Raw genomic sequence first — 20,633 nt, 5'->3', positions numbered from 1 at the left:
GATAATCATTATCACTAAAATTAGTCTAATTTTATGATAAGATTTTGTCAATTACTTTTTTACTATTAATTAAGGATGTGGCAATAAAAATGCAACATGTGTATGATGTGACAATTATTGGCGGAGGCCCTGCTGGCTTGTATAGCGCCTTTTATAGTGGTTTACGAGGATTAAAAACAAAATTAATAGAGAGCCAATCTCAACTTGGTGGAAAAGTATTACTTTATCCTGAAAAGCTTATTTGGGATATAGGAGGTCACCCCCCTATTTTAGGCGAGAAATTTGTTAAACAATTGATCCAGCAAGCTAAAACATTTGACCCTACGATCCTAACAAACACAAAAGTAGATTTTATTGAACAACAAGAAAATCTATTTATTGTACATACAGCAACTGGTGAAAGGCATTATTCAAAAACAGTTCTACTAGCGGTTGGTGGAGGGATTATTAATCCTCAGAAACTAACGCTGGAAGGTGCTGAGAAATATGAAATGTCCAATTTACACTATACCGTTCAATCCTATAAACGTTTTGTAAATAGGGATATCCTTATCTCTGGTGGCGGCAATGCGGCCATTGATTGGGCTGTCGAACTGAGCCCTATCGCTAAAAGTGTGACAGTGGTTTACCGTAAAGAAACATTATCAGCGCATGAGGCAACCGTAAAAGAAGCTATTGATGCTGGCGTCCTTATTGAATGTAATACGACGATTACAAAGCTTTTAGCAAATGACGATAAAACGGCTATTCAATTAGTGAGATGTGAAAACTCAAAAACAAAGGAAAGCTACACTCGTCAAATTGATGAGGTCATCATTAGTCATGGCTATAATTGTGAAGCGTCCCTCACGTTTGATGAAGCGATTTCGATTCCTAAAAAGGATGATTATTATTTTGAAGGCAAAGCAACAGGTGAAACCGTACAGCCTGGTATTTTTGCGGCAGGAGATATTTTATCATTTGAAGGAAAAATTAATTTGCTACTTGGGACATTCCAAGATGCAGCCAATGCGGTCAACTCTATTAAAACTTATTTAGAGCCAACTGCTTATCGCCATGGAATGGTGTCCTCTCATAATGAACTATTTAAAGAGAAAAACCGCTCCATTATCGAAAAGGAACTTGTCCCATCCCATTAATCATAATAGAAACCCTCTTAAGAAAGCATTCTTATGAGGGTTTCTTTCTTTTATCTGAATAAACTTAATAGTGCCCCCATCTGTCTTAACATATTTACGCCATTCGTAATCGTTCCAGCATGACCCATAATTGTATTTAGATGATCTGGCAACCTCCCTCCTATTCTAGGACCTTGAAATTGCTGATTGGGTGGATAGTTAGGTTGCATCGCTCTACCTCGAAATGGAGGACCAAAAGTTCCCATATTGTTTGAAGGATAGACTCCTCTTCTATAATTCGGCTGAAAATGTGGCATTTATACACCTCCTATCTAAAAGCTCTTCCCTAGTATATGTGCGTCTTTTATGAAGGAATTAGACGTATGAAGAAGTATCAAAAATTATCTATTTTTGTCCTATAAAAAATAGGGATTTCTAGCTTTTTACCATATGTAAGGGAACCATACTAGTTTTCTTTTCATACTATATAAAAAAGAAGGTGGTTTTCATTCAAAATTCTAATTATCTCCAATTTTTAGCGAAATTTGGTGTGGGTGGTGCCCATCCTGGGGGCATTAATCTATCAAAGGAAATCATGAAGAATGAGCGTATTCTACCAGCCTCACATATTTTAGATGTTGGCTGTGGAACAGGACAAACAGCTGCCTATTTGGCTTCCCATTATGCAGCCCACGTAACGGGTATCGATATCAATCCCATCATGATAGAAAAGGCGCGTCACCGCATGAAAAAAGCACATGTATCAGTCAATATCATTCAAGGCTCGATTGAGGAAACATCATTACCCAATGAAGCATTTGACTTTGTCCTTGCTGAATCAGTTCTTGCCTTTGTAAATAAACAACGTGCATTGCAAGAGATTTTCCGTTTATTGAAAAAAGGTGGACGCTTAATTGCCATTGAATTTACCGTCCCTATGCTCCTTTCCACACAGCAGGCAGACGACATCCAACAATTTTACGGATTTGATGCGCTCCTCACGAAAAAGGATTGGGTTGCTTTATTCCAAGAGACAGGGTTTCAAGATATTCGCATACAAAAAAACAAGGATATCTTATCCAAGCCAGAATTCCACATTTCTAAGGATATCGAATCCACCTTGTATGATGTCATGGATCAGCATATGAGGATGAACGAAAAATACGATACTATTTTAGATTATCGCATCTATATATGTACAAAATAATCTTTTAGCCAGCATACAAAGCGTTGCTGGTTTTTTGTTATGACACCTGTCATATAGTTTCTTTGACTCGTGTGAATAGGTTTTCCCCTCCTGTTTTTCTTATCATGAATTTAAGAAAAACAAAGAAAGAGTGATAGAACAATGCAAACACAACAAAGGCTTCCCTTTATCGATATGCTAAGAGGCTTCGCTGTCTTAGGAACGCTCGGAACAAATATTTGGATTTTTGCTTATCTCGGTGATTTATCGTATATCACAACGAGTAATTATACTGGTTGGTGGTCTTTCAATGATTTTTTACGAATGTTAGTGCTATTTTTCGTCAATGGAAAGCTCCTAGGATTATTAACGATTATGTTTGGAGTAGGTTTACAGCTAAAATACCAGCAAGCACTTCGTAAAGGAAATGCTTGGCCAGGCATGTATCTATGGACGATTGTCTTTTTAGGGTTGGAGGGACTGCTTCATTACACACTTGTCATGGAATATGATATTTTAATGAGCTACGCCGTTACGGCTTTTATCGTGGCTATTGTAATTAGATTAGGCGACAAAGTGATGACATGGGCTTTCTATCTTTTTGGTAGCTTTCATGTCCTCCTCATTCTCTTTATTTTTGTCATTTCCTTGCTTGCTGGTAGCGTTTCCCTAAATGGTATTGAAACTGTTGCAGCCATCTATGAAAATGGTACATGGCTGGAGCAAGTACAGCATCGCGTAACAAACTTTTTATTTTATCGGACAGAAGCTATTTTTATTATCCCTATGAATGTTTTTTTATTTATTCTTGGCGTCAAGTTCATGCGCAATGAGGTTTTTTCACCAACGAATAAAGGTCATCAGGCTCGGCAAAAGCTGTTTACAATCGGTGTATTCATTGGCATCCCATTAAATTTGCTAATTTTTATTCCAGGGGGGCTTTTTGATTTACCTGTTCGTTATTTATGTGCTCCGATTCTATCGATTGGCTATATTGGAATTTTAGGTAAACTGGTAGAATATAAGAGGCTAGATTGGCTTTGGCAACGATTTGCCAATGTCGGCAAAATGTCATTAAGCTGTTATGTGCTGCAAAATGTGCTGGCGTCTATTATTTTTTACGGCTGGGGACTTGGCTTAGGTGGTCATGTAAATAGCATTCTTATCATAAGTATTTGGATTGCCCTTTCTTGCCTACAGCTAGTCCTAGCAACATTTTGGCAGCAGCAGTTCCATATTGGCCCGATGGAATGGGTACGTAAAAAAACGATTCACGCTCTGACAAAGAATAAGCAACAGAGGATGGTGTAAGCCATAAAAATATATCCCAGAGAACAAGTTAAACATTATTTAATTATCGATGTTGTATCTATAATTGTATTAGTAGCCATGGTGTTATGGTCTCAATCCGCTCTCCCTTTCATAGCTAAATTAGCTATTTTATTCTTGTACCTAGGTGCCTTCTATATGGCTTTATGGAATCGAGATTGGAAGCTACTACTTGCCTCAATTGTAGGCTTCCTTCTTATTACCATCCTTGCTATTTACGAGGACATCTTCATGCTTATTTTCGGATTTACCTTTGCCGATTTATTAGGAAGAGCGAAATCAAAATGGCATATTGCTAGCGGAATTTTAGGGATGGCTGTCATGTTTTTAATCGTTTTCTTGGCGACCACAAATTCCCTAGCACTTGTTGATTCACAGGTACTAGTACCCATGATGATCATTCAATTGGTATTCCCTATCCTCATTTATTTTGTAGAAAAATCGAAAAATCTACAAAACGAATTGACAGATGTTAATACCCAGCTTGTTCAGCAGGAGGAAAGACAGCGCATTGCTAGAGATCTTCATGACACCATTGGTCACACCCTGACGATGATTAAAGTGAAAACAGAATTGACTACTAAACTTATCGACCGGGATCCTTCCAGTGTCAAACAAGAATTAAACGACATATTAGCTACAACGCGTACAGCCCTAAAGCAAGTACGTGAGCTTGTTTCGGATATGAATTTCGTGTCTCTACAAACGGAGCTGCACCACTGCCAGCAGCTATTACAAAGTGCCAATATTAAGACCACCATTCACAATCACTGTCCAAAAATTGTTCTTTCAAGTGTTGAGGAAACAATGCTAGCTTTATGTGTACGTGAGGCTACTACTAATATGCTAAAGCATAGTCATGCTCAGAACTGCCATATGCAAATCCACTGTCGAACTAGACAATATACCATTGCTATTCAAGATGATGGGATTGGTTTGGAACAAAAGGGACTGGGCAATGGCATGAACTCGATGAAAGAAAGAATGCGTGTTCTGCAAGGGGATGCCCTGTTTGAAGACAATACAAAGACAGGCACAAAGGTGATATTGAGCATACCCATTCAAGATGGAAAGGAGCCCCCGTCATGATACGAGTTTTACTAGCAGAGGACCAACAAATGTTACGTGGTGCCTTAACATCCCTTTTGTCATTCGAACCCGATATTGAAGTAATCGCTGAAGTTTCTGATGGTCAAAAAGCATGGGACTACATTCAGCAGGAATTACCCGATGTTTGCCTTGTAGATATTGAAATGCCCCATCTCTCAGGGTTAGAACTTGCAGAAAAAATTAAAGTGGCCAATTTGCCCTGCAAAGTGATGATTGTCACAACGTTTGCACGCCCAGGCTATTTACAAAAAGCAATGGATTGTGAAGTACACGGCTACTTACTGAAAGATGAACCGATTGATTATTTAATCGCTACGATTCGCAAGATTATGCAGGGTGAAAAGGTGGTCAGTAAAGATTTAGCCGCTACTTTATTTATGAAGGAGCAAAATCCTTTAAATGAGCGAGAAATTGCCGTGCTACAACTAGTGAAGGAAGGCTTAACCACTCACGAAATCAGTAAACAATTATTTTTAACTAAAGGTACCATTCGTAATTATTTATCAACGACTATACAGAAACTACAAGTAGAATCAAGACAGCAAGCTGCTCAAATAGCGAGTGATAAAGGCTGGCTATAAATCAAAAAATCTCGCCACCACTGTGACGAGATTTTTTTATAGGAGAACGTATGACTGTTTATTTACCTTGTAGAACTACATTTGTCGCAGTAGCCCAATTATTTAATGGCATTACTGTATAGCTTACACCAGCTTTTAATGTGCCACCATTCGCAATATCAAAGATCCCTACTGCCCCTTTACGTGATGAATATCGATATTGAGCTTGTAATGTGCTGCCATCATTACCACGAAGTTCGACACTTCGGCCAGCTAATAAATCCGATTGGGGATCATTTGTTAATTGTAATTCAAATGATTGACTATCGATAGCATTAGCTGATTGCAATGTAAATGGTGCCTTTTTATTGGCAACAAAGCTCTTTTCATCAATTTCTGCCCATTGAGAATACACTCGGTATGTGACACCTTGTTTTAAAGTTTGACCTGCTGGTAATCTAAATTGAGGTGCTTGTTTACCATCAGCTGCTTGTGTGAAAGGCACATAATTAGCAACAAACCCCTCCCCTTCACTTGTTTTCACTGTCACATAGCGATCACGTAAAGAAGAAATAACATCAAATCGCTTCCCACTTGCATCACGATTTTGACGATCTATGCTAAATGCATGATCTCCACGTCCTCCACGGTAAGCCTCAATGATATTGGCATAATCCACCACACCATCCTCTTGGAATGACTCCAATGTAAAAGTATCATCAGTTACTTGCGTCACATTTCGTACAAGTACTTTTTCATCTGTCCCTTCAAAGACTCTATTACGTTGTTCTTTATAGCTCAATCTGTAGACGAAATCATCTTCCTGGAACGTAACAGGTACAATATATGTACTTGTAGAATCGGTCATTAATCGTGGAACATTGACAATCTCTAAATTTCCATTAAAATTAAAATCTTTTTTAATTGCCTCTAAATTGTTTGGATCAATATCGGCTGCTGCTAAAGGTTGGGTAAATGTAACTTGTAATGTCATTGTGTTGATTGGCTTAACTTTAGTAATTCTCGCCACCTGCTCATTGTTCGCAGCTGCTACTACTTTCTGACCTGCTGCATCTGCATTTAACGGCTCACTAAATGTAACTAGACCTGCTGATAATACCGATAAAGCTAGTGCTGCTGGGACAATACGTTTTCTCAATTTCATCTTACAAACTCCCCTTTTGGTTTAATTTGGTTTACAATATTTATCATAAAGTCCATATCTAAACTGCCAATAAATAAAATATTAAAAAAGAATTAAAAAATAGAGAAATATATTTAAGATTAGAGTTGACGATAGAAAAGAGCCATCGAGAGTGAACTTCTCGACGGCTCTTATTCAGGACGACTATTAGATGAATGACTTTAGGGAGAAATGAGAAATATAGTGCTTTATGCAGAAAAGTGCTTGGAACGAAGAGCGACGACTCCTGTACCGGCTTTATTTGGCTCCTGCGGCAATAAGGATTTCTTCAATCTCCTTAAACCCTTTCTGTTTCGCGTGCTGTAAGGGTGACACATTATTTTTATCTGGAATATTGACGTCAGCACCATAATCAACCAACAGTTGAATGGCCGTTTGCTGTGTCAGATTGCCGTTATTTAATACAATCGCTTCCATTAATGCCGTCCATCCCAAATGATTGACATGATTCACATCGATATTAGTGGTAGTTAATAATTCCTCAATGACATCAATATAGCCGTGCTCAGCTGCAGGAATTAATGCCGTTCCCCCATAGCGATTTACAATTGTAGGATCGGCACCTGCTTGAATCGTTAGCTTTAATATATCCAAATAGCCTTCCGCACCAGCATATAAGAAAGGCGTGTTTTTCATATCATCCTGGATGTTTACATCGGCACCTGCATCGATTAGTAATTTCGCTACTTCCACATCCTGATTATAAGTAGCAATCATTAATGCTGTTCGATTATTTGAGTCCTGCGCATTAATATCTACTTTTTCATTGATAACCCTTTTAAGCGATTCTATATTTCTATTTTCTACCGCTTGAAACAATTGACTAGCCAAATCTGTTGCCACCTCCTCATTTCCATCTTTATTAAGCTTTATGGCCTCCGTATCATTTGGGGCACATCCCTGCAGTAAAAATGATAAAGCGATCGTGACCGCTTGCATTTTTTTCATTTGCCATGCACCTTCCTCACTAGGTAATTTCGTTGTTATATTCTTAGTTTACAAGTCATTGCTAAATTGCCTATTAACCATTTCTTAAAAAAGTCTAAAATTTCAATAAAAAAACCTCGTCAAGACGACGAGGCGTTGATCTTATACATTTAGGCGGTAACCTGCACCCCATACGGTTTCCAAAAACTTGGGCTGTGCAGGATCACGTTCAATTTTTTCACGAAGCTTTCGTATATGCACAGTAACGGTGGAAACATCTGCAGCGGATTCATAGCCCCAGTTTCGCTCATATAATTGTTCTTTACTTAATACTTGATTTGGATGTTTGACAAAAAATACAAGCAAATCGAATTCCTTAGTTGTAAAGGCCACTTCTTCACCATTCACAAATACCTTACGAGCGGATGTATCGATCGTAATACCATGGATAGACAACATATTATTCGTTGGCTGGTTAGACGCTAAACGCTCATATCTTGATAAATGCGCCTTGACCCTTGCCACAAGCTCACTTGGACTAAAGGGCTTGGTAATATAATCATCTGCTCCTAAACCAAGCCCTCGGATTTTATCTATATCCTCTTTTTTTGCCGACACAAATAAGATGGGAATATTGTTCACTGCTCGAATTTGTTTACAAATTTCAAAGCCATTCATTCCTGGAAGCATAATATCTAAAATAATTAAATCATAATCTCCATGAAGTGCCTGCTTCAGCCCCTCATCGCCATTATGTTGTATATCTACCATAAAATCATTAATTTCTAAATAATCACGTTGGAGCTCTGCTATGCTCACTTCATCTTCAATTAATAGTATTTTTTTCATGATCTTTCCTCATTTCCTCATCCTTTTTCAATGAAATGAAAATGCTCGTTCCCTTTGTCAATTCGCTCTTTGCCCAAATATCGCCGCCCATTTCAAGGACGATTTGTTTTGCAATCGCTAACCCAAGACCGCTACCACCTGTTTGCGAATTTCGAGAAGGCTCCGCACGATAAAACCGGTCAAATATATGTGGTAATGCTGTAGGATCAATACCCGCACCATTATCCGTAACTTGAATGATGGCATCATCTACTCGTTCATGCAGGGAAATAATAATTTGCTTATAGGGTTTATCCATATATTTTTCACTATTGCTCAATAAATTAGATAAGACACGTCTTAACTTATCCCTGTCTGCCATAGCAAAAAGCGGTGAGCCTGCTGATATATATTGTAAATGAATATCTCTGGCAATAAAGTCAAAACTAGCATCCTCCACATAATCATGCATATATTGTTGAAGATTCACACTGTCCATTTGGAACGGAACCTTTTTCAAATCCAATTTGGAAAATAAGAATAATTCATCAATTAATACGTCCATATCCTTAGCTTTCGTATAGATCGTCGTTAAATATTTATCCATTTTCTCTTCGGTATTCGCTACACCATCTTTAATACCTTCTACATAGCCAATAATAGAGGTCATCGGTGTTTTTAAATCATGGGAGATATTCGATAAAAGTTCTTTCCGATTCTCTTCATATTGAAGCTGAATTTGTACAGACTCCTTGAGCTTGACTCTCATTTCCTCAAACGATCGATTGAGCTGACCTATTTCATCATTAGAACGAGATGATATTTCAAAATCTAAATCACCCGATTTAATTCGTTGAGCCCCTTCTTTTAAGGCTGTGATAGGGTTAATGATACTTCTAGACACTAAATAATTTAATAAACCAATAATCATTAGAAATAATACAAATAAAATACCTAATAAAATAGGTAATAATTCTCGCGTTATTTCCGCATGTGAACTTACCTCTCTTAAAACAAAGATACTCCCCTCCGTTTTGTCAGGGAAATAAAAATCAAACTTCACATACGTATAAAACGCTTGATTGATCATGATTGTGTCACGTGAATTAATATTGGTCGCCTCAAAACCTGGTAAACTTTGCAGTAATAATTGTTGATGCTCTTGCTGTGTGGCATAAACAATTTGATGGTCTTTCCGCACTACAATCTCAATGGAAGGAGCATTGATCGTTTGTAGCTGTTCAATATCTAAAAGCTGCTGGGGATTATTTTTAGCCAATAATTTCAAATCTAAAAAAGCATTTTCCTCTACTGTTGTTAAAGGCTTTTGGACATATGACTTTTTATAAAAATGCTCAATTGCTTTAACATCACCTGTGATCGCAAAGGCAAAAAGAAAAACAGCTGCAAGTAAAAGCGTGATTGCAATAATAATAACGCCTACATAAGATAGCAAAAACCTCGTTTTAATCGACATCTAAATTCCCCCAATTAGCTGAAACTAATAGCAATGTACCATACAAATCTTAAAACTTTATAAAATCGCGCTGAAAAATCTATAAATAATTTTTAGCATCAACATAGTATTCGGCTTACACCATATGAAATAATCAACACAAAAAAAGATACGACACCTTTTGGTTGTGCCGTATCCATTATCGTTATTTAGTTTCTTCTGCTCTTAGTTTCTTTTTAGTTTGCCATCCTAAAATGAAATATTCAATCAACACCACTGCGATCAATGAGGCACCGAATAATGGCATGATAATCCCTAAAATAATAAGGAAGATGACGAAAGGAAGTGAGATTTTATGTGAAATTTGTGGTGGAGCAGACAGCTCACCTTTTTTCCTACGTAAAATCCAAGTGCGAATTCCCCATACAATTACTGCTAAAAAGGCTAAACATACGAGTAAGTTTAACAGCTTATTTGGCCAGCCAAACAAATGTCCTTCATGTAAAGGAATGCCCCATGTAAAGAACTTCGCCAGCATACCATAATCCTTGTAGTTAACCTGATCAATAAACTTGCCGCTATATTGATCAAAATACATCGTTGCTTCGTCTGTAGGCTTGACATCAAGTCCTGTTACACCTGAATTACTAGCCTTTGCCACTGTATAAACGCCTTCTTCGTTTGACGGATAAATAATCGAATACGGTTTGGCGATATTCATGGCCGTGATTTCTTTTTCAAGATTAGCAATCGTCATTTGGTTGTCGTTTGTATAACGGACAGACCCACCACCGTGATGCTGTGCATGTTCTCCCTCAGATGTTGGAGCCTCTAATTGACGAGTTGCCCACGGAATCTCAGACACATCTGATGTTGGTGGCTTTTGCTGTAATAATGGGTAGCCGAAAGTTGGACTTTCTGACGCTATATTGGCCAGAATTGAACCTTGAAAAGCCGACCATAAAAGCCCTGTAGAAATAAACATCACCATTGGAATAGTAATGATGGTCCCAACAAGCGCATGGTATCTCTTACTTTTTTGTCGTTTATTTTCCGACTTGCGCTTTTTCAATAAATCGCCTTTAAATGTCATATAAAGTCCGGATAGCAATAAAAAGATCGTCCAGCATGCCGCAAGTTCTACTAAATAATTGACAAATGTACCACCAATAAATAGAGAGCTATGGGTATTTCTCATAATATTAGAAAATGTATAATTGGCATCCTGACTACCAACCATTTGATTTTGATCATCTAAAAATACATATTTCTGTTCATTGCCATTTGATAAAGTTAAACGTGTATTATAAGGCTCTTCCAACATAATCACTTTTGTCGTGGAGTATCCTGCAAATGCTGCCTCTGCTTTTTCCACTGCTTCATCAATAGTTAAGACCTCTTCTTTATGGCTATCGCCAAAAAAATAATCATCATATAAACGATTTTCTACATCTGTAAAAAACAAATAACCGATCCCACTTAATGTGAGAGATAGCAGTAATGGCGTAATACACAGAGCTGCGAAAAAATGCAAACGCCAAAACCTTGAATAAAGCAGATTTTTCATTTTTAATCTCCAATCTATTTGATCAAATACACCTCACCGTAATTGCCGCTGTTGTTAGGCTGCGACCAGATTTTGAAGAGGAGCTTGGCCGGAAAGTTCATCTTCAAAATCTGTGATATCCGCTTGAGGCATTATCTTGATTCAGTAGGCGTTTGAACACTCAATTAGCATGCATCCCCCTATGAAGGAGGAACCTTCTGTATTACAAACATTTGCTGAATGAAGATAAATATCAAATTTATTATATAAAGTAAAAGTGAAATATGAATGAAGTCCTAAAGGCAGTTTTATGACAAACAAATGTATTCCTAGTGGTATTATGCTATTTATCAATAAAAAAATCATAGCCAAACAAGTAATGATACAAATTTGGCTACGAATTAGGGTAAATTTATAAACTCATATTCACAAGGATTTTACATTGGCTACGATCTTTCATTAGTGCTTCAAATCCTTTTTCAACGATATCCTCTAAAGCAATTTGGCTTGTAATCACTGCCTGCCCATCGATTACCTCACGTGCTAGTAATCGAATGACCTCTGGGAAAATATTCACGTAAGCGAATGAACCGCTAATTTTCACTTCAGGTGAAACTACCGCATTCGGATTGAATTCAACTGGTTTTTCCCAAACACTGACGATTTTAAATTCACCACCCGGATGAACAGCACTTACGCCGCTTGAGAAAGTTGCTTGTACACCTGCTGCGTCATATGCAACATCCACACCGCCATTTGTTTTTTCACGAATAAAGGCAACAGCATCTGTGTCGATTGGATTAACGACATAGGTTGCGCCTAGCTCCAATGCTTTTTGGCGTCGTTCATCAGAAACCTCTACTACAAAGATTTCACTTGCTCCTGCTGCTTTCACAGCTTGCAAAATTAATAAGCCAATGGGACCTGCACCAAAAATAGCGGCTGTATCTCCTAGCTTTAATTGACTTTGACGAACAGCATGAACGGCTACGGCTGTAGGTTCAACAAGTGCGCCTAGCTCTAAGCTCATACCTTCAGGGAGATGATAAATATTTTCCTCACGAACAACAGCATATTCTGCAAAACCACCTGAAATCGTATAGCCATATGACTGGCCGCTTTTACATAAGTTTGAATAGCCACGTTTACAGTTCGCACATTTTCCACATGGGATAGGTGGTTCCACTGCCACACGATCTCCCACTTTGGTGTGAGTGACACCCTCTGCGACCTCCACCACTACTCCCGAAAATTCATGTCCTAATATTGGCTGTGTACGGAAGGCATAAGCACCTCCTACATACTCATGTAAATCACTGCCACATATCCCTGCAAATGCGATTTTTACTTTCACCATTCCATTTTTTAGTACAGGTAGTTCGGCTTCCTCTACGCGAATATCTTTCATGCCATAAAATTTTGCTGCTTTCATTGCGATTACCTTCTTTTTTAATAGTTTGTTTGTAGACCATTTAACACGAAATCGACTGCAAGATCTGCAATTTGTTCAGGTGTTAATGGCAATGCGGATCGATTTAAAAATGGATTATTGAGTGAGTACATTAATGTCCCCATGATGAAGTTAAGAGCAATATCAATGGAATCAAAATGAATTGATCGTTGCTCTAAACAAGCTTGTAAAATTGTCCGAAGCTGCTCCCAGGAAGGTAGAAATACGTCCTTCAGCATCTCTAATCGTGGACTATTCATCACAATTTCTTGCTGTAAAATATCAATTAATTCATGCTCATGTATGCGATAAAGGACAAAGTTTCTGCAAAAGCTACGAAGTGCTTCTAGTGAATTATTGACATCATAATGCGCATTCATAAAAGTATGGCGGAGTGGCTCGAATAGTGCATTAAAAACATTTTCTTTGCCACCGAAATGATAGGAAACAAGGGCGAGTGATACATTTGCTTCATCACAAATTTGTCTCACCGTCGTTCCATCGTATCCTCTTGAAGAAAACAATAATTTTGCCGCCTGTAAAATTTGATCTTTTACCTCTTTATTTTTTTCTTTTAGTATTAAATCTTTTTTATCGACAGGTCTCACCTCTTTTTTGAACAAATGTTCAAAACGATTGTTCAATAGAATCTTACGCCTCCTACAAAATGTTGTCAACAAATGCGCAATAAAAAAGGCTACCCCATAAAGAAGTAGCCCTTCAAACTTTCACTATCCAATTAATTCCTTCATCACATTTGCATACGCTGCTAAAATAGATTGCTCATGTGCCGTATCATGCCCAACATATTGTTCAACAAGCTCCTTCAAAGGCTTTGGCTCTTGCATAATTTCAAATTTAAATAAACTTTCATAGTACTCAACAACTTGTGGATTCATGTGGACCACTCCTTTAATAATTTACATAAAAAAGACATCTTTCCCTCATTAGAAAGATGTCTTTTATGACAAATACACGACATAATACGATGTTTGCCATATGGAAAAAAGCTTTCTATTATTCATAGAAGCTACCTTGTTAGCAATCATCATACTATGAGCATGCAGGAGAATTTCTCTAGTCACACTCAACACCCCCTATCCGCGTAGGTTTTTTGGCTGTACTGGATAAAGGCAGGTCTCCTGGCTTATGTTCATCACACCTTTCACCTTCCCATTACAAGGCGTAACAGTGGTCTCTTGAAATGTGCTCCCATTTACAGTTGCGGGACAGCGTCGGATTTTCACCGATCTTCCCTTTTAAACAAACCCAATTCGGTTTGTACCTCTATCCTATTATTCCGTTTTTATTATTATACCATAAGGTTTGTTCGATCTTAATAGATTCAAAAAAACTATAGTTTATTCACCCATTCAGCTATTTCCACCATATTTTTAGCATTGCACACCCTATTTAAAGTGAATATTGCAAAAACTAATTAAATTAGTTAAAATAAAAATAAGATTAGCTTATAGGAGGTATTATAAGAATGAAGGTTTCGACTATTAACACCGTATATCAATTGTCATTTATGCCGAGAATATTTCCTGTTAATTGTTATTTTGTAGAAGAGCAACATGAGCTAACACTGATTGATGCCGCATTACCATATAGTGCAAAAAGTATTATAGATGTAGCTAAAACTATAGGAAAACCAATAACGAAGATCATTATTACCCATGCACATAATGATCATCTAGGAGCGTTAGATACATTAAAAGAAGAAATACCTGATTGTCAGGTGTACATCTCTTCAAGGGATGCCCTCTTATTGGAGGGGAATAAAACTTTGCTTCCTAATGAAAAGGCTGTACCGATTAAGGGAGGGCTTCCTAAAAACATTAAAACGAAACCAGACCTATTACTGGAAGAAGGTGCACGGGTTGGTTCATTAGAAGTGATTGCAACCCCAGGTCACACTCCTGGTTCTATTACTCTTTTCGACACACGCAATAGAAGTTTAATTGCTGGAGACGCCCTTATAACAAGAGGAAAGCTTGTCGTATCAGGTATGATGAATCCATTATTTCCGTTTCCTGCCCTTGCTACATGGGATAAAAGCACAGCACTTGAAAGCGCAAAAAAATTAAGTAAATTAAATCCAAGCCTACTAGCTGTCGGACATGGAAAGATGTTAATGCAGCCACAGAAGCTTTTGGAAATAGCTATTGCAGAAGCAGAAAGAAGTTTACTAAGACAATAGGAGATGAGGAAATGTCTCGTCGTATGAAATTAGATTTATCTATTATTGTACAAAAGGCAATAGAATTAGTTGATGAACACGGATTAGACCAACTGTCAATTGGGCTATTAGCAGAGAAATTGGAAGTGCGACCGCCTTCCCTATATAACCATCTTGATGGATTACCTGAATTGAAGCAAAAGTTAGCCATTCAAGGCGTCAAGAGCCTGCAAGCATCTATGCTTCAAGCAGCAGCGGGACGCTCAGGCGATGATGCCATCCGTGCAATTAGTAAAGCTTATATTCAATTTGTTCGAGAGCACCCTGGCTTATATGATGCTAGCACTCGCTTTCCAGATGCTAATGATCTAGATTTGCAGCAGGCTCAAGAATCTATCGTACAGCTTGTACTTCGTGTATTAGAAACCTATCATTTGCAAGATGAAATGGCGATTCATATGGTCAGAGGACTACGCAGTATTCTTCATGGATTCACCTCTATTGAACAATTAGGGGGATTCGGGATGCCTCTTGATAGAAATAAAAGCTTTTCCATCTTACTAAACACTTTTATAGAAGGTATTCATGCAGTTATGCTCAATCAGCCTGAAACGTAGATGTTGACACACCACCCTAATTTGTAAATATTTAGTGATTAATCTATAATTAGCTATAAATATAATGGGAGGTAAAACTATGATTATTGCTTTACATCATGTGCAAATTACTATTCCAAAAGGTTCAGAGGAGCAAGGGAAAGATTTTTATTGCGGTGTCTTAGGTCTAAAAGAAATAGAAAAACCCCATTCTCTTAAAGGTAGAGGCGGGTTTTGGTTACAGCTTGGTCACCAAGAGGTACATGTAGGAACAGAGGATGGCTTTGATCGATTGTCGACAAAGGCTCATATTGCGTATCAAGTTGAAGATATTGATTATTGGAAGACGAAACTAGCCAAACATCAAATCGAAATAGTAGAATCTGTACCTATCCCAAGTTATGAGCGTTTTGAATTCCGAGATCCATTTGGTAATCGACTAGAAATCATACAGGCAATTGCCTAAACTGTCCTATTTGAGGGCAGTTTTTTTAAATGAAACCCGCACATATTACAGTTTACTGAAACATTTGTAATATAACTGTAAATTCCTTCGATAAAGCCATTTATAGCAGGCGTTGAGGCACTCCCCACTTCTCCCTGGCAACATTTACCGTCAAGAAGCCCTATATTTTCATGCTACGATTATTTCCAGGCAAGACGATACAGGAGAAATCCTACTAGACGCTTCAGGAGGTAATATACAACATGAATAAACGATTTTTATCTACAACACTTGCATTAACAATTGGATTTAGCTCATTCGGATTAGTCCAAACAGCGATGCAGCCAATTCAAGTAGAGGCAGCTACAACAAATGCACAAAACAACGCTCAGGCAGTTGCCGCTAAAGCCGATCAATTGATTCAAACTGGTAAAAGCTTAATGGGTCAATCGACATATAGCAATACGGTTTACAAGCCTACATATCCTTATAAATTTTCTTGTGCTTCATTTTTAATGTATATCTTCGAGAAAAATGGTGTAGATCTTGGGACGTATAATGAAAACTATATGATACAACAAGGCACATATGTAGCGCGAAACCAATTACAAAAAGGTGATTTACTATTCTTTAAGAGTAAAAAAACAGGCACGGATCCCGATCATGTAGGTATGTATATTGGTAACAATAAAATGATCCACATGGCTGATTCCAAGCAAAATATCGTAATTTCAGATTTAAATAGTAAACCATATTATACTGAAAACTATGTATCCGCACGACGCGTTTTACCTACCCTACTATCTGCCAACCCAGCAACAAAAGGCGATAAAATTGTAGAGAATGCGCTAACGTATAAAAATAAAGCAACGATTAGTTCTTCAACGAATGAATCGAGCCTACGCTTTACAGCTCCAGCATTTGTCGATTTCGTCTATCGTAAAAGCGGTGTGACACTAGGCGCAAAAACGTTAACTGATTTAATGAACCAAGGATCAACAGTAGCACGTGCAAACTTGAAAAAGGGTGATTTAGTATTCTTTAATAGTGTGGCAGGCTCAAAAAATCCTTCAATTGTTGGGATTTATGCTGGTGATCACCGTATTATCATCCCTAATTCCGATGGTGTAATGACGAGAGTTTTATTAGTTGATTACTATAAAGAACACTATATTACAGCTAAGCGGGTTTTCTCTGACACCCCCTCGGTAAGTGCACCTTCAGCGAATACGTCTGCCGATAAGATTATTGCTACAGCTTCAGGTTTAACTAGCAAAGCAAAATTTGGCTATACGTATAATGAGAGTGCACTAACTTTCACAAGTGCGGGATTTACGTACTATGTATTTAACAAGAACGGCATTGATTTAAAGGATAAACTAGCGAGCAAACAGGCTTTAGTTGGTACAAAAGTACTCAAGTCTCAGCTTCAAAAAGGTGATTTATTGTTCTTCTCAACGAATGATGGAGGAGCAAATATTACACAAACAGGTATCTATTTAGGAAATAATCAATATATTAGTATGACTACAAACAATGTTGTCAAACAAAATTTAAGTTCCACTTGGGCGCAAAAGAATTATGTTACAGCTCGACGTGTGATAAAATAACAAAGCTTTAAATGGTAGGGTGTCTCAATATTGGAGACACCCTTTTTAGTTAGGATAGATTTTTAAGATTGTTGGCAAATTCAATCATGGATCTACTCGACATCGGTCCTTTTATGAGAACAATCGTGTCCGCGTCAAGCTTTGGTTTCAATATTTCTAATACACCTGTTACATCTTTAAACGTATGAACCTCTGCTTTAGTTCCATCTTTTTTTGCTTGGTCAGCAATTGCCTCTGCCCTTTTGCCGATCGTAATTAATGTATCTATCTGTCTTTCAGCTACTTTGGAGCCAATTTCCCGATGATATTTTTCTTCAAAATTTCCTAATCGCTTTATATCCCCTAGCACAAGAATAACTTTTTTCTCTTTTCCTACTGTATCTAACACTTTCAAGGCTGCTTCGACAGAAGTCGGATTATTGGTCCACGTATCATCAATAATCGTACTGTCACCTATCCCTTTCGTAAATTCTAAATGTCTCGCCATCTGTTTAAAGGTTCTTAACCCTGCAATGGCTTGACGTATGGAAAGTCCCATTTCGCTACAGGCAGCAATGGCGGCTAACGCATTATATACTTGATGCTCACCGTAACCAGGTACAAACACATTATACTTAGTGTCTGCTACTTCTAGCACGAATTTCATGCCTGTATGAGCAAATTCTATAGCGGAAGCTTTGTAATCAGCCGAATCCTGTAAGCCAAATCTAATAATTTTCCCTTTAAATTTTTGTAATGATATTTTTTCGATATTGGAATCATCTGCATTAATTAGTAGTGTACCATCTGCTCGAATTCCCTCGACTATCTCTGCTTTTGCTTTAATATAACCTTCAAGATTGAGACAGCCATCTAAATGGTGAACACCAATATTTGTAATAATGCCGATAGTTGGTTGATAGATCATGCATTGATGTTTTATATTACCTGTATTCCCTAAGCCTAGTTCAAAAATGGCTGCCTGTGTTTTATCATCAACACCCGTCAAATAGGGCAATGATTGCCTTGGCTCATTTTTACTACTAACAGATGCTTGCACTTGCCAATGTTTACTAGCGATATGTTTTAGCATCTCTTTCGTTGTCGTTTTACCACAGGTTCCTGTCAATGCCACTACCGGAATTTGAAAAAGGCCTCGATAATATTCAATAAATGTCCAGTATGCCTGTGCAACGCTTTTGACGTGTAAAACCGTTGTATTATCTAACGCATTTTTCAACTCAGTAGCCGGTTTATCGGAAATGACAAGGGAGGGCCCCTTTCTATCAATCTCTTGCCAATTGATTTTATCACTTCGACTAACAAACATAAGTGTGTGATTGTGAATTAAATCATGTCGATTATAGTAGATTGCATGCTTCACAGACCATTGATCTGATCCATGGATAATTTTCCCCTGTAGGACGCTTCTAATTTTTTGCACACTAATGGATTGCAAGTATACTACGCCTCCTTTCTTTATCAATCTTGTACAGACCTATTAATTCTCTTGATCAAGAATGCTACATTTCTGATCAATTACTATACGTTATTAGATTGGCATTCTATATGACACAGTTAATATCCTATAAATGAAGAAGTGAGCTAAATTGTGGGAGGTGGCGGTTTAAATTTAAGCTCAGCTGCTAATTTGGAAACCTGTTCACTATACATATCACCCTTTATAAGGACTATCGTATTTTCATCTACAATCTTCTGCAACAATGGATAAACAAGCGTGCTATTTTTATAGGTATAAACAGGAGCGTTAAACCCTAAATTCACAGCATGATCAGCCATGATTCGCGCGTGCTCTCCAATAGTAATGAGCACATCCACACCAATACGGTGAATTAATTCACCCGCCTGCTCATGAATAATATAGCCCCATGAACCCAAATCGGTAATCGTGCCAATAACAGCAATTTTTTTCTTGCCTTCTCCGAGATCATTCAACACTTTTAAGCCTGCCTCTAAGGAAGTTGTAGTAATACTCCATGTATCATCTAAAAGCATGGAATGATTAATGCCCTCAAAGAGCTGTAATTGCTTTTTCAATTGACGGAAAGATTGGAGTTGATTGGCTGCCACCGGAATGGGTACCCCTATTTCATAAGCCGCTGCAATGGCAGCAAGGGCGTTGTACACTTGATGTTGGCCAAACCCTGGTACAAATATGTCATAGATTTTTCTATTATGGTGCAGCTTAAAGTTCATACCCTTTTGATAATATTGGATATGGCTTGCACGAAAATGACAAGAATCATGGATGCCTACCTTCAATACGCGCCCATTAAACTTAGAGATATCTAGTTTTTTAGTATTCATATCCTCACCGTTTATGATGAGGGTCCCTTTTGGCTGAATGATGTCTAGCATTTCTCCCTTCGCCTGAATATAGCCTTCAAGCGTCTTACAATAATTCAAATGATGGGCACCAATATTAGTAATAATCCCAATAGTCGGCTTAAAATATTTTCCTGCATTCGTGACATCCCCCGGTGAGCCAACAGCTGTTTCAAATACAGCTGCCTCAGTGTCATCTTCAATATTCAGTAAATATTGCAATGATGCCGTTCTTGAGTTACTACTTAATGTCGTTGCTGTCACTTGTCGATCAGCAGAAAGAATATGTTTAATCATCTCTTTCGTTGTTGTTTTGCCTGAAGTACCCGTAATCGCAACAATCGGGATATGAAACTGATTGCGATAAAAATGAACAAATCTCCAATATGCCTCATCTACATTCGCAACCTGTATGATGATGATTTGGGTTGGAATGTCATTTGGCCGATATGCTCTGTCGGTCACTATTACAAGAGGAGAAAGTGGCTCAAGACTTTTCCAATTAACAATACGTTTACTTGTAAAAAGGGCTGTATTGGGCTTTTTCACTTGTTTTAATCGATAAGCACCATGCTGTATTAGCATTTCCTCAGACCCTTGCACTAAATAACCCGCCGTAATCATTGCTAAATTTTTCACCGAAAGAGGCTTCATATCTTTTCTCCCTCCTTTCTTTTCTAGTATATGTAACCTCTTAAAAGTTGCTTGGATGTAGACAAGATACACAACTAGAAGAAAACTATTTCGTTGCATATATATAA

20 protein-coding genes and 1 riboswitch are annotated in these 20,633 nt (G+C 37.8%); of the genes, 9 read left to right on the top strand and 11 right to left on the bottom strand.

Going from position 1 to position 20,633, the window contains the following annotated elements; genetic code table 11:
- The first annotated feature begins 89 nt into the window (after window positions 1-89).
- Entirely contained in the window at window positions 90-1,139 is a 1,050-nt protein-coding gene (locus MKX57_RS08810; protein WP_090001867.1) for an NAD(P)/FAD-dependent oxidoreductase, read from the top strand.
- Between the two features lie 50 nt (window positions 1,140-1,189).
- Here MKX57_RS08810 and MKX57_RS08805 read toward each other — a convergent pair whose 3' ends face one another.
- Complete coding sequence (locus MKX57_RS08805) at window positions 1,190-1,435, bottom strand: hypothetical protein (protein ID WP_036225075.1); 246 nt, start codon at window positions 1,433-1,435, stop codon at window positions 1,190-1,192.
- A gap of 182 nt (window positions 1,436-1,617) precedes the next feature.
- Here MKX57_RS08805 and MKX57_RS08800 point away from each other — a divergent pair, with 182 nt between their 5' ends.
- The 4 genes from MKX57_RS08800 to MKX57_RS08785 all read left to right on the top strand — a co-directional run bounded on the left by MKX57_RS08800 (window position 1,618) and on the right by MKX57_RS08785 (window position 5,324).
- Window positions 1,618-2,325: a class I SAM-dependent methyltransferase gene (locus tag MKX57_RS08800; protein ID WP_239354471.1), complete on the top strand. Its 708-nt coding sequence runs from the start codon at window positions 1,618-1,620 to the stop codon at window positions 2,323-2,325.
- Window positions 2,326-2,466: 141 nt separating this feature from the next.
- Window positions 2,467-3,615 carry a DUF418 domain-containing protein gene (locus MKX57_RS08795; RefSeq protein WP_090001865.1) on the top strand — a complete coding sequence of 383 codons (1,149 nt, stop codon included), beginning with the start codon at window positions 2,467-2,469 and terminating at the stop codon, window positions 3,613-3,615.
- 156 nt (window positions 3,616-3,771) lie between these two features.
- Window positions 3,772-4,722, top strand: coding sequence for a sensor histidine kinase (locus MKX57_RS08790; protein ID WP_237068767.1), 951 nt, complete (start codon window positions 3,772-3,774; stop codon window positions 4,720-4,722).
- On the top strand, window positions 4,719-5,324 hold the full coding sequence (locus MKX57_RS08785) for a response regulator transcription factor (RefSeq protein WP_008175733.1): 606 nt from the start codon (window positions 4,719-4,721) through the stop codon (window positions 5,322-5,324). Before MKX57_RS08790 ends, MKX57_RS08785 begins: the two co-directional genes overlap by 4 nt.
- 58 nt (window positions 5,325-5,382) lie before the next feature.
- Here MKX57_RS08785 and MKX57_RS08780 read toward each other — a convergent pair whose 3' ends face one another.
- From MKX57_RS08780 to MKX57_RS08745, 8 genes are all read right to left on the bottom strand, one after another.
- Complete coding sequence (locus MKX57_RS08780; RefSeq protein WP_342532574.1) at window positions 5,383-6,468, bottom strand: Ig-like domain-containing protein; 1,086 nt, start codon at window positions 6,466-6,468, stop codon at window positions 5,383-5,385.
- A 276-nt stretch (window positions 6,469-6,744) separates the two neighbouring features.
- Complete coding sequence (locus MKX57_RS08775) at window positions 6,745-7,455, bottom strand: ankyrin repeat domain-containing protein (protein WP_342550911.1); 711 nt, start codon at window positions 7,453-7,455, stop codon at window positions 6,745-6,747.
- Between the two features lie 141 nt (window positions 7,456-7,596).
- Window positions 7,597-8,283 (bottom strand): response regulator transcription factor, encoded by a 687-nt coding sequence (locus tag MKX57_RS08770; RefSeq protein ID WP_036125131.1) that lies wholly within the window; start codon window positions 8,281-8,283, stop codon window positions 7,597-7,599.
- Window positions 8,261-9,739: a HAMP domain-containing sensor histidine kinase gene (locus tag MKX57_RS08765; RefSeq protein ID WP_089984921.1), complete on the bottom strand. Its 1,479-nt coding sequence runs from the start codon at window positions 9,737-9,739 to the stop codon at window positions 8,261-8,263. The genes MKX57_RS08770 and MKX57_RS08765 overlap by 23 nt, the downstream gene beginning before the upstream one ends.
- A 184-nt stretch (window positions 9,740-9,923) precedes the next feature.
- Entirely contained in the window at window positions 9,924-11,285 is a 1,362-nt protein-coding gene (locus MKX57_RS08760; RefSeq protein WP_089984923.1) for a PepSY domain-containing protein, read from the bottom strand.
- A gap of 391 nt (window positions 11,286-11,676) precedes the next feature.
- Window positions 11,677-12,696 carry a 2,3-butanediol dehydrogenase gene (locus MKX57_RS08755; protein ID WP_089984927.1) on the bottom strand — a complete coding sequence of 340 codons (1,020 nt, stop codon included), beginning with the start codon at window positions 12,694-12,696 and terminating at the stop codon, window positions 11,677-11,679.
- Window positions 12,697-12,713: 17 nt separating this feature from the next.
- A complete protein-coding gene (locus MKX57_RS08750) occupies window positions 12,714-13,358 on the bottom strand; it encodes a TetR/AcrR family transcriptional regulator (protein ID WP_342532571.1) in 645 nt (214 codons plus the stop codon).
- 87 nt (window positions 13,359-13,445) lie between these two features.
- On the bottom strand, window positions 13,446-13,613 hold the full coding sequence (locus tag MKX57_RS08745; RefSeq protein WP_008175715.1) for a hypothetical protein: 168 nt from the start codon (window positions 13,611-13,613) through the stop codon (window positions 13,446-13,448).
- Between the two features lie 215 nt (window positions 13,614-13,828).
- Window positions 13,829-14,018: riboswitch (cobalamin riboswitch) on the bottom strand.
- A 185-nt stretch (window positions 14,019-14,203) separates the two neighbouring features.
- Between MKX57_RS08745 and MKX57_RS08740 the strand changes: the two genes are divergently transcribed.
- From MKX57_RS08740 to MKX57_RS08725, 4 genes are all read left to right on the top strand, one after another.
- Window positions 14,204-14,917 carry an MBL fold metallo-hydrolase gene (locus MKX57_RS08740; RefSeq protein ID WP_164908689.1) on the top strand — a complete coding sequence of 238 codons (714 nt, stop codon included), beginning with the start codon at window positions 14,204-14,206 and terminating at the stop codon, window positions 14,915-14,917.
- Window positions 14,918-14,928: 11 nt separating this feature from the next.
- Window positions 14,929-15,513 carry a TetR/AcrR family transcriptional regulator gene (locus tag MKX57_RS08735; RefSeq protein WP_008175711.1) on the top strand — a complete coding sequence of 195 codons (585 nt, stop codon included), beginning with the start codon at window positions 14,929-14,931 and terminating at the stop codon, window positions 15,511-15,513.
- Between the two features lie 79 nt (window positions 15,514-15,592).
- Window positions 15,593-15,958 carry a VOC family protein gene (locus tag MKX57_RS08730; RefSeq protein ID WP_043989996.1) on the top strand — a complete coding sequence of 122 codons (366 nt, stop codon included), beginning with the start codon at window positions 15,593-15,595 and terminating at the stop codon, window positions 15,956-15,958.
- A 242-nt stretch (window positions 15,959-16,200) separates the two neighbouring features.
- Window positions 16,201-17,547 carry an NlpC/P60 family protein gene (locus MKX57_RS08725; RefSeq protein ID WP_089984929.1) on the top strand — a complete coding sequence of 449 codons (1,347 nt, stop codon included), beginning with the start codon at window positions 16,201-16,203 and terminating at the stop codon, window positions 17,545-17,547.
- Between the two features lie 49 nt (window positions 17,548-17,596).
- Here the strand turns inward: MKX57_RS08725 and murF are convergent, their stop codons facing one another.
- Window positions 17,597-18,985, bottom strand: a complete 1,389-nt coding sequence (gene murF / locus MKX57_RS08720; protein ID WP_342550910.1) for a UDP-N-acetylmuramoyl-tripeptide--D-alanyl-D-alanine ligase — start codon at window positions 18,983-18,985, stop codon at window positions 17,597-17,599.
- A 146-nt stretch (window positions 18,986-19,131) separates the two neighbouring features.
- Entirely contained in the window at window positions 19,132-20,526 is a 1,395-nt protein-coding gene (locus tag MKX57_RS08715) for a Mur ligase family protein (protein WP_089984933.1), read from the bottom strand.
- Window positions 20,527-20,633: the final 107 nt, after the last annotated feature.

The sequence above is a fragment of the Lysinibacillus sp. FSL M8-0216 genome (assembly GCF_038595555.1).
GTDB classification, from domain to species: Bacteria; Bacillota; Bacilli; order Bacillales_A; family Planococcaceae; genus Lysinibacillus; species Lysinibacillus fusiformis.
Note: the sequence above shows the minus strand (reverse complement) of the source record. Positions and strands in the feature narration are given on the sequence as shown.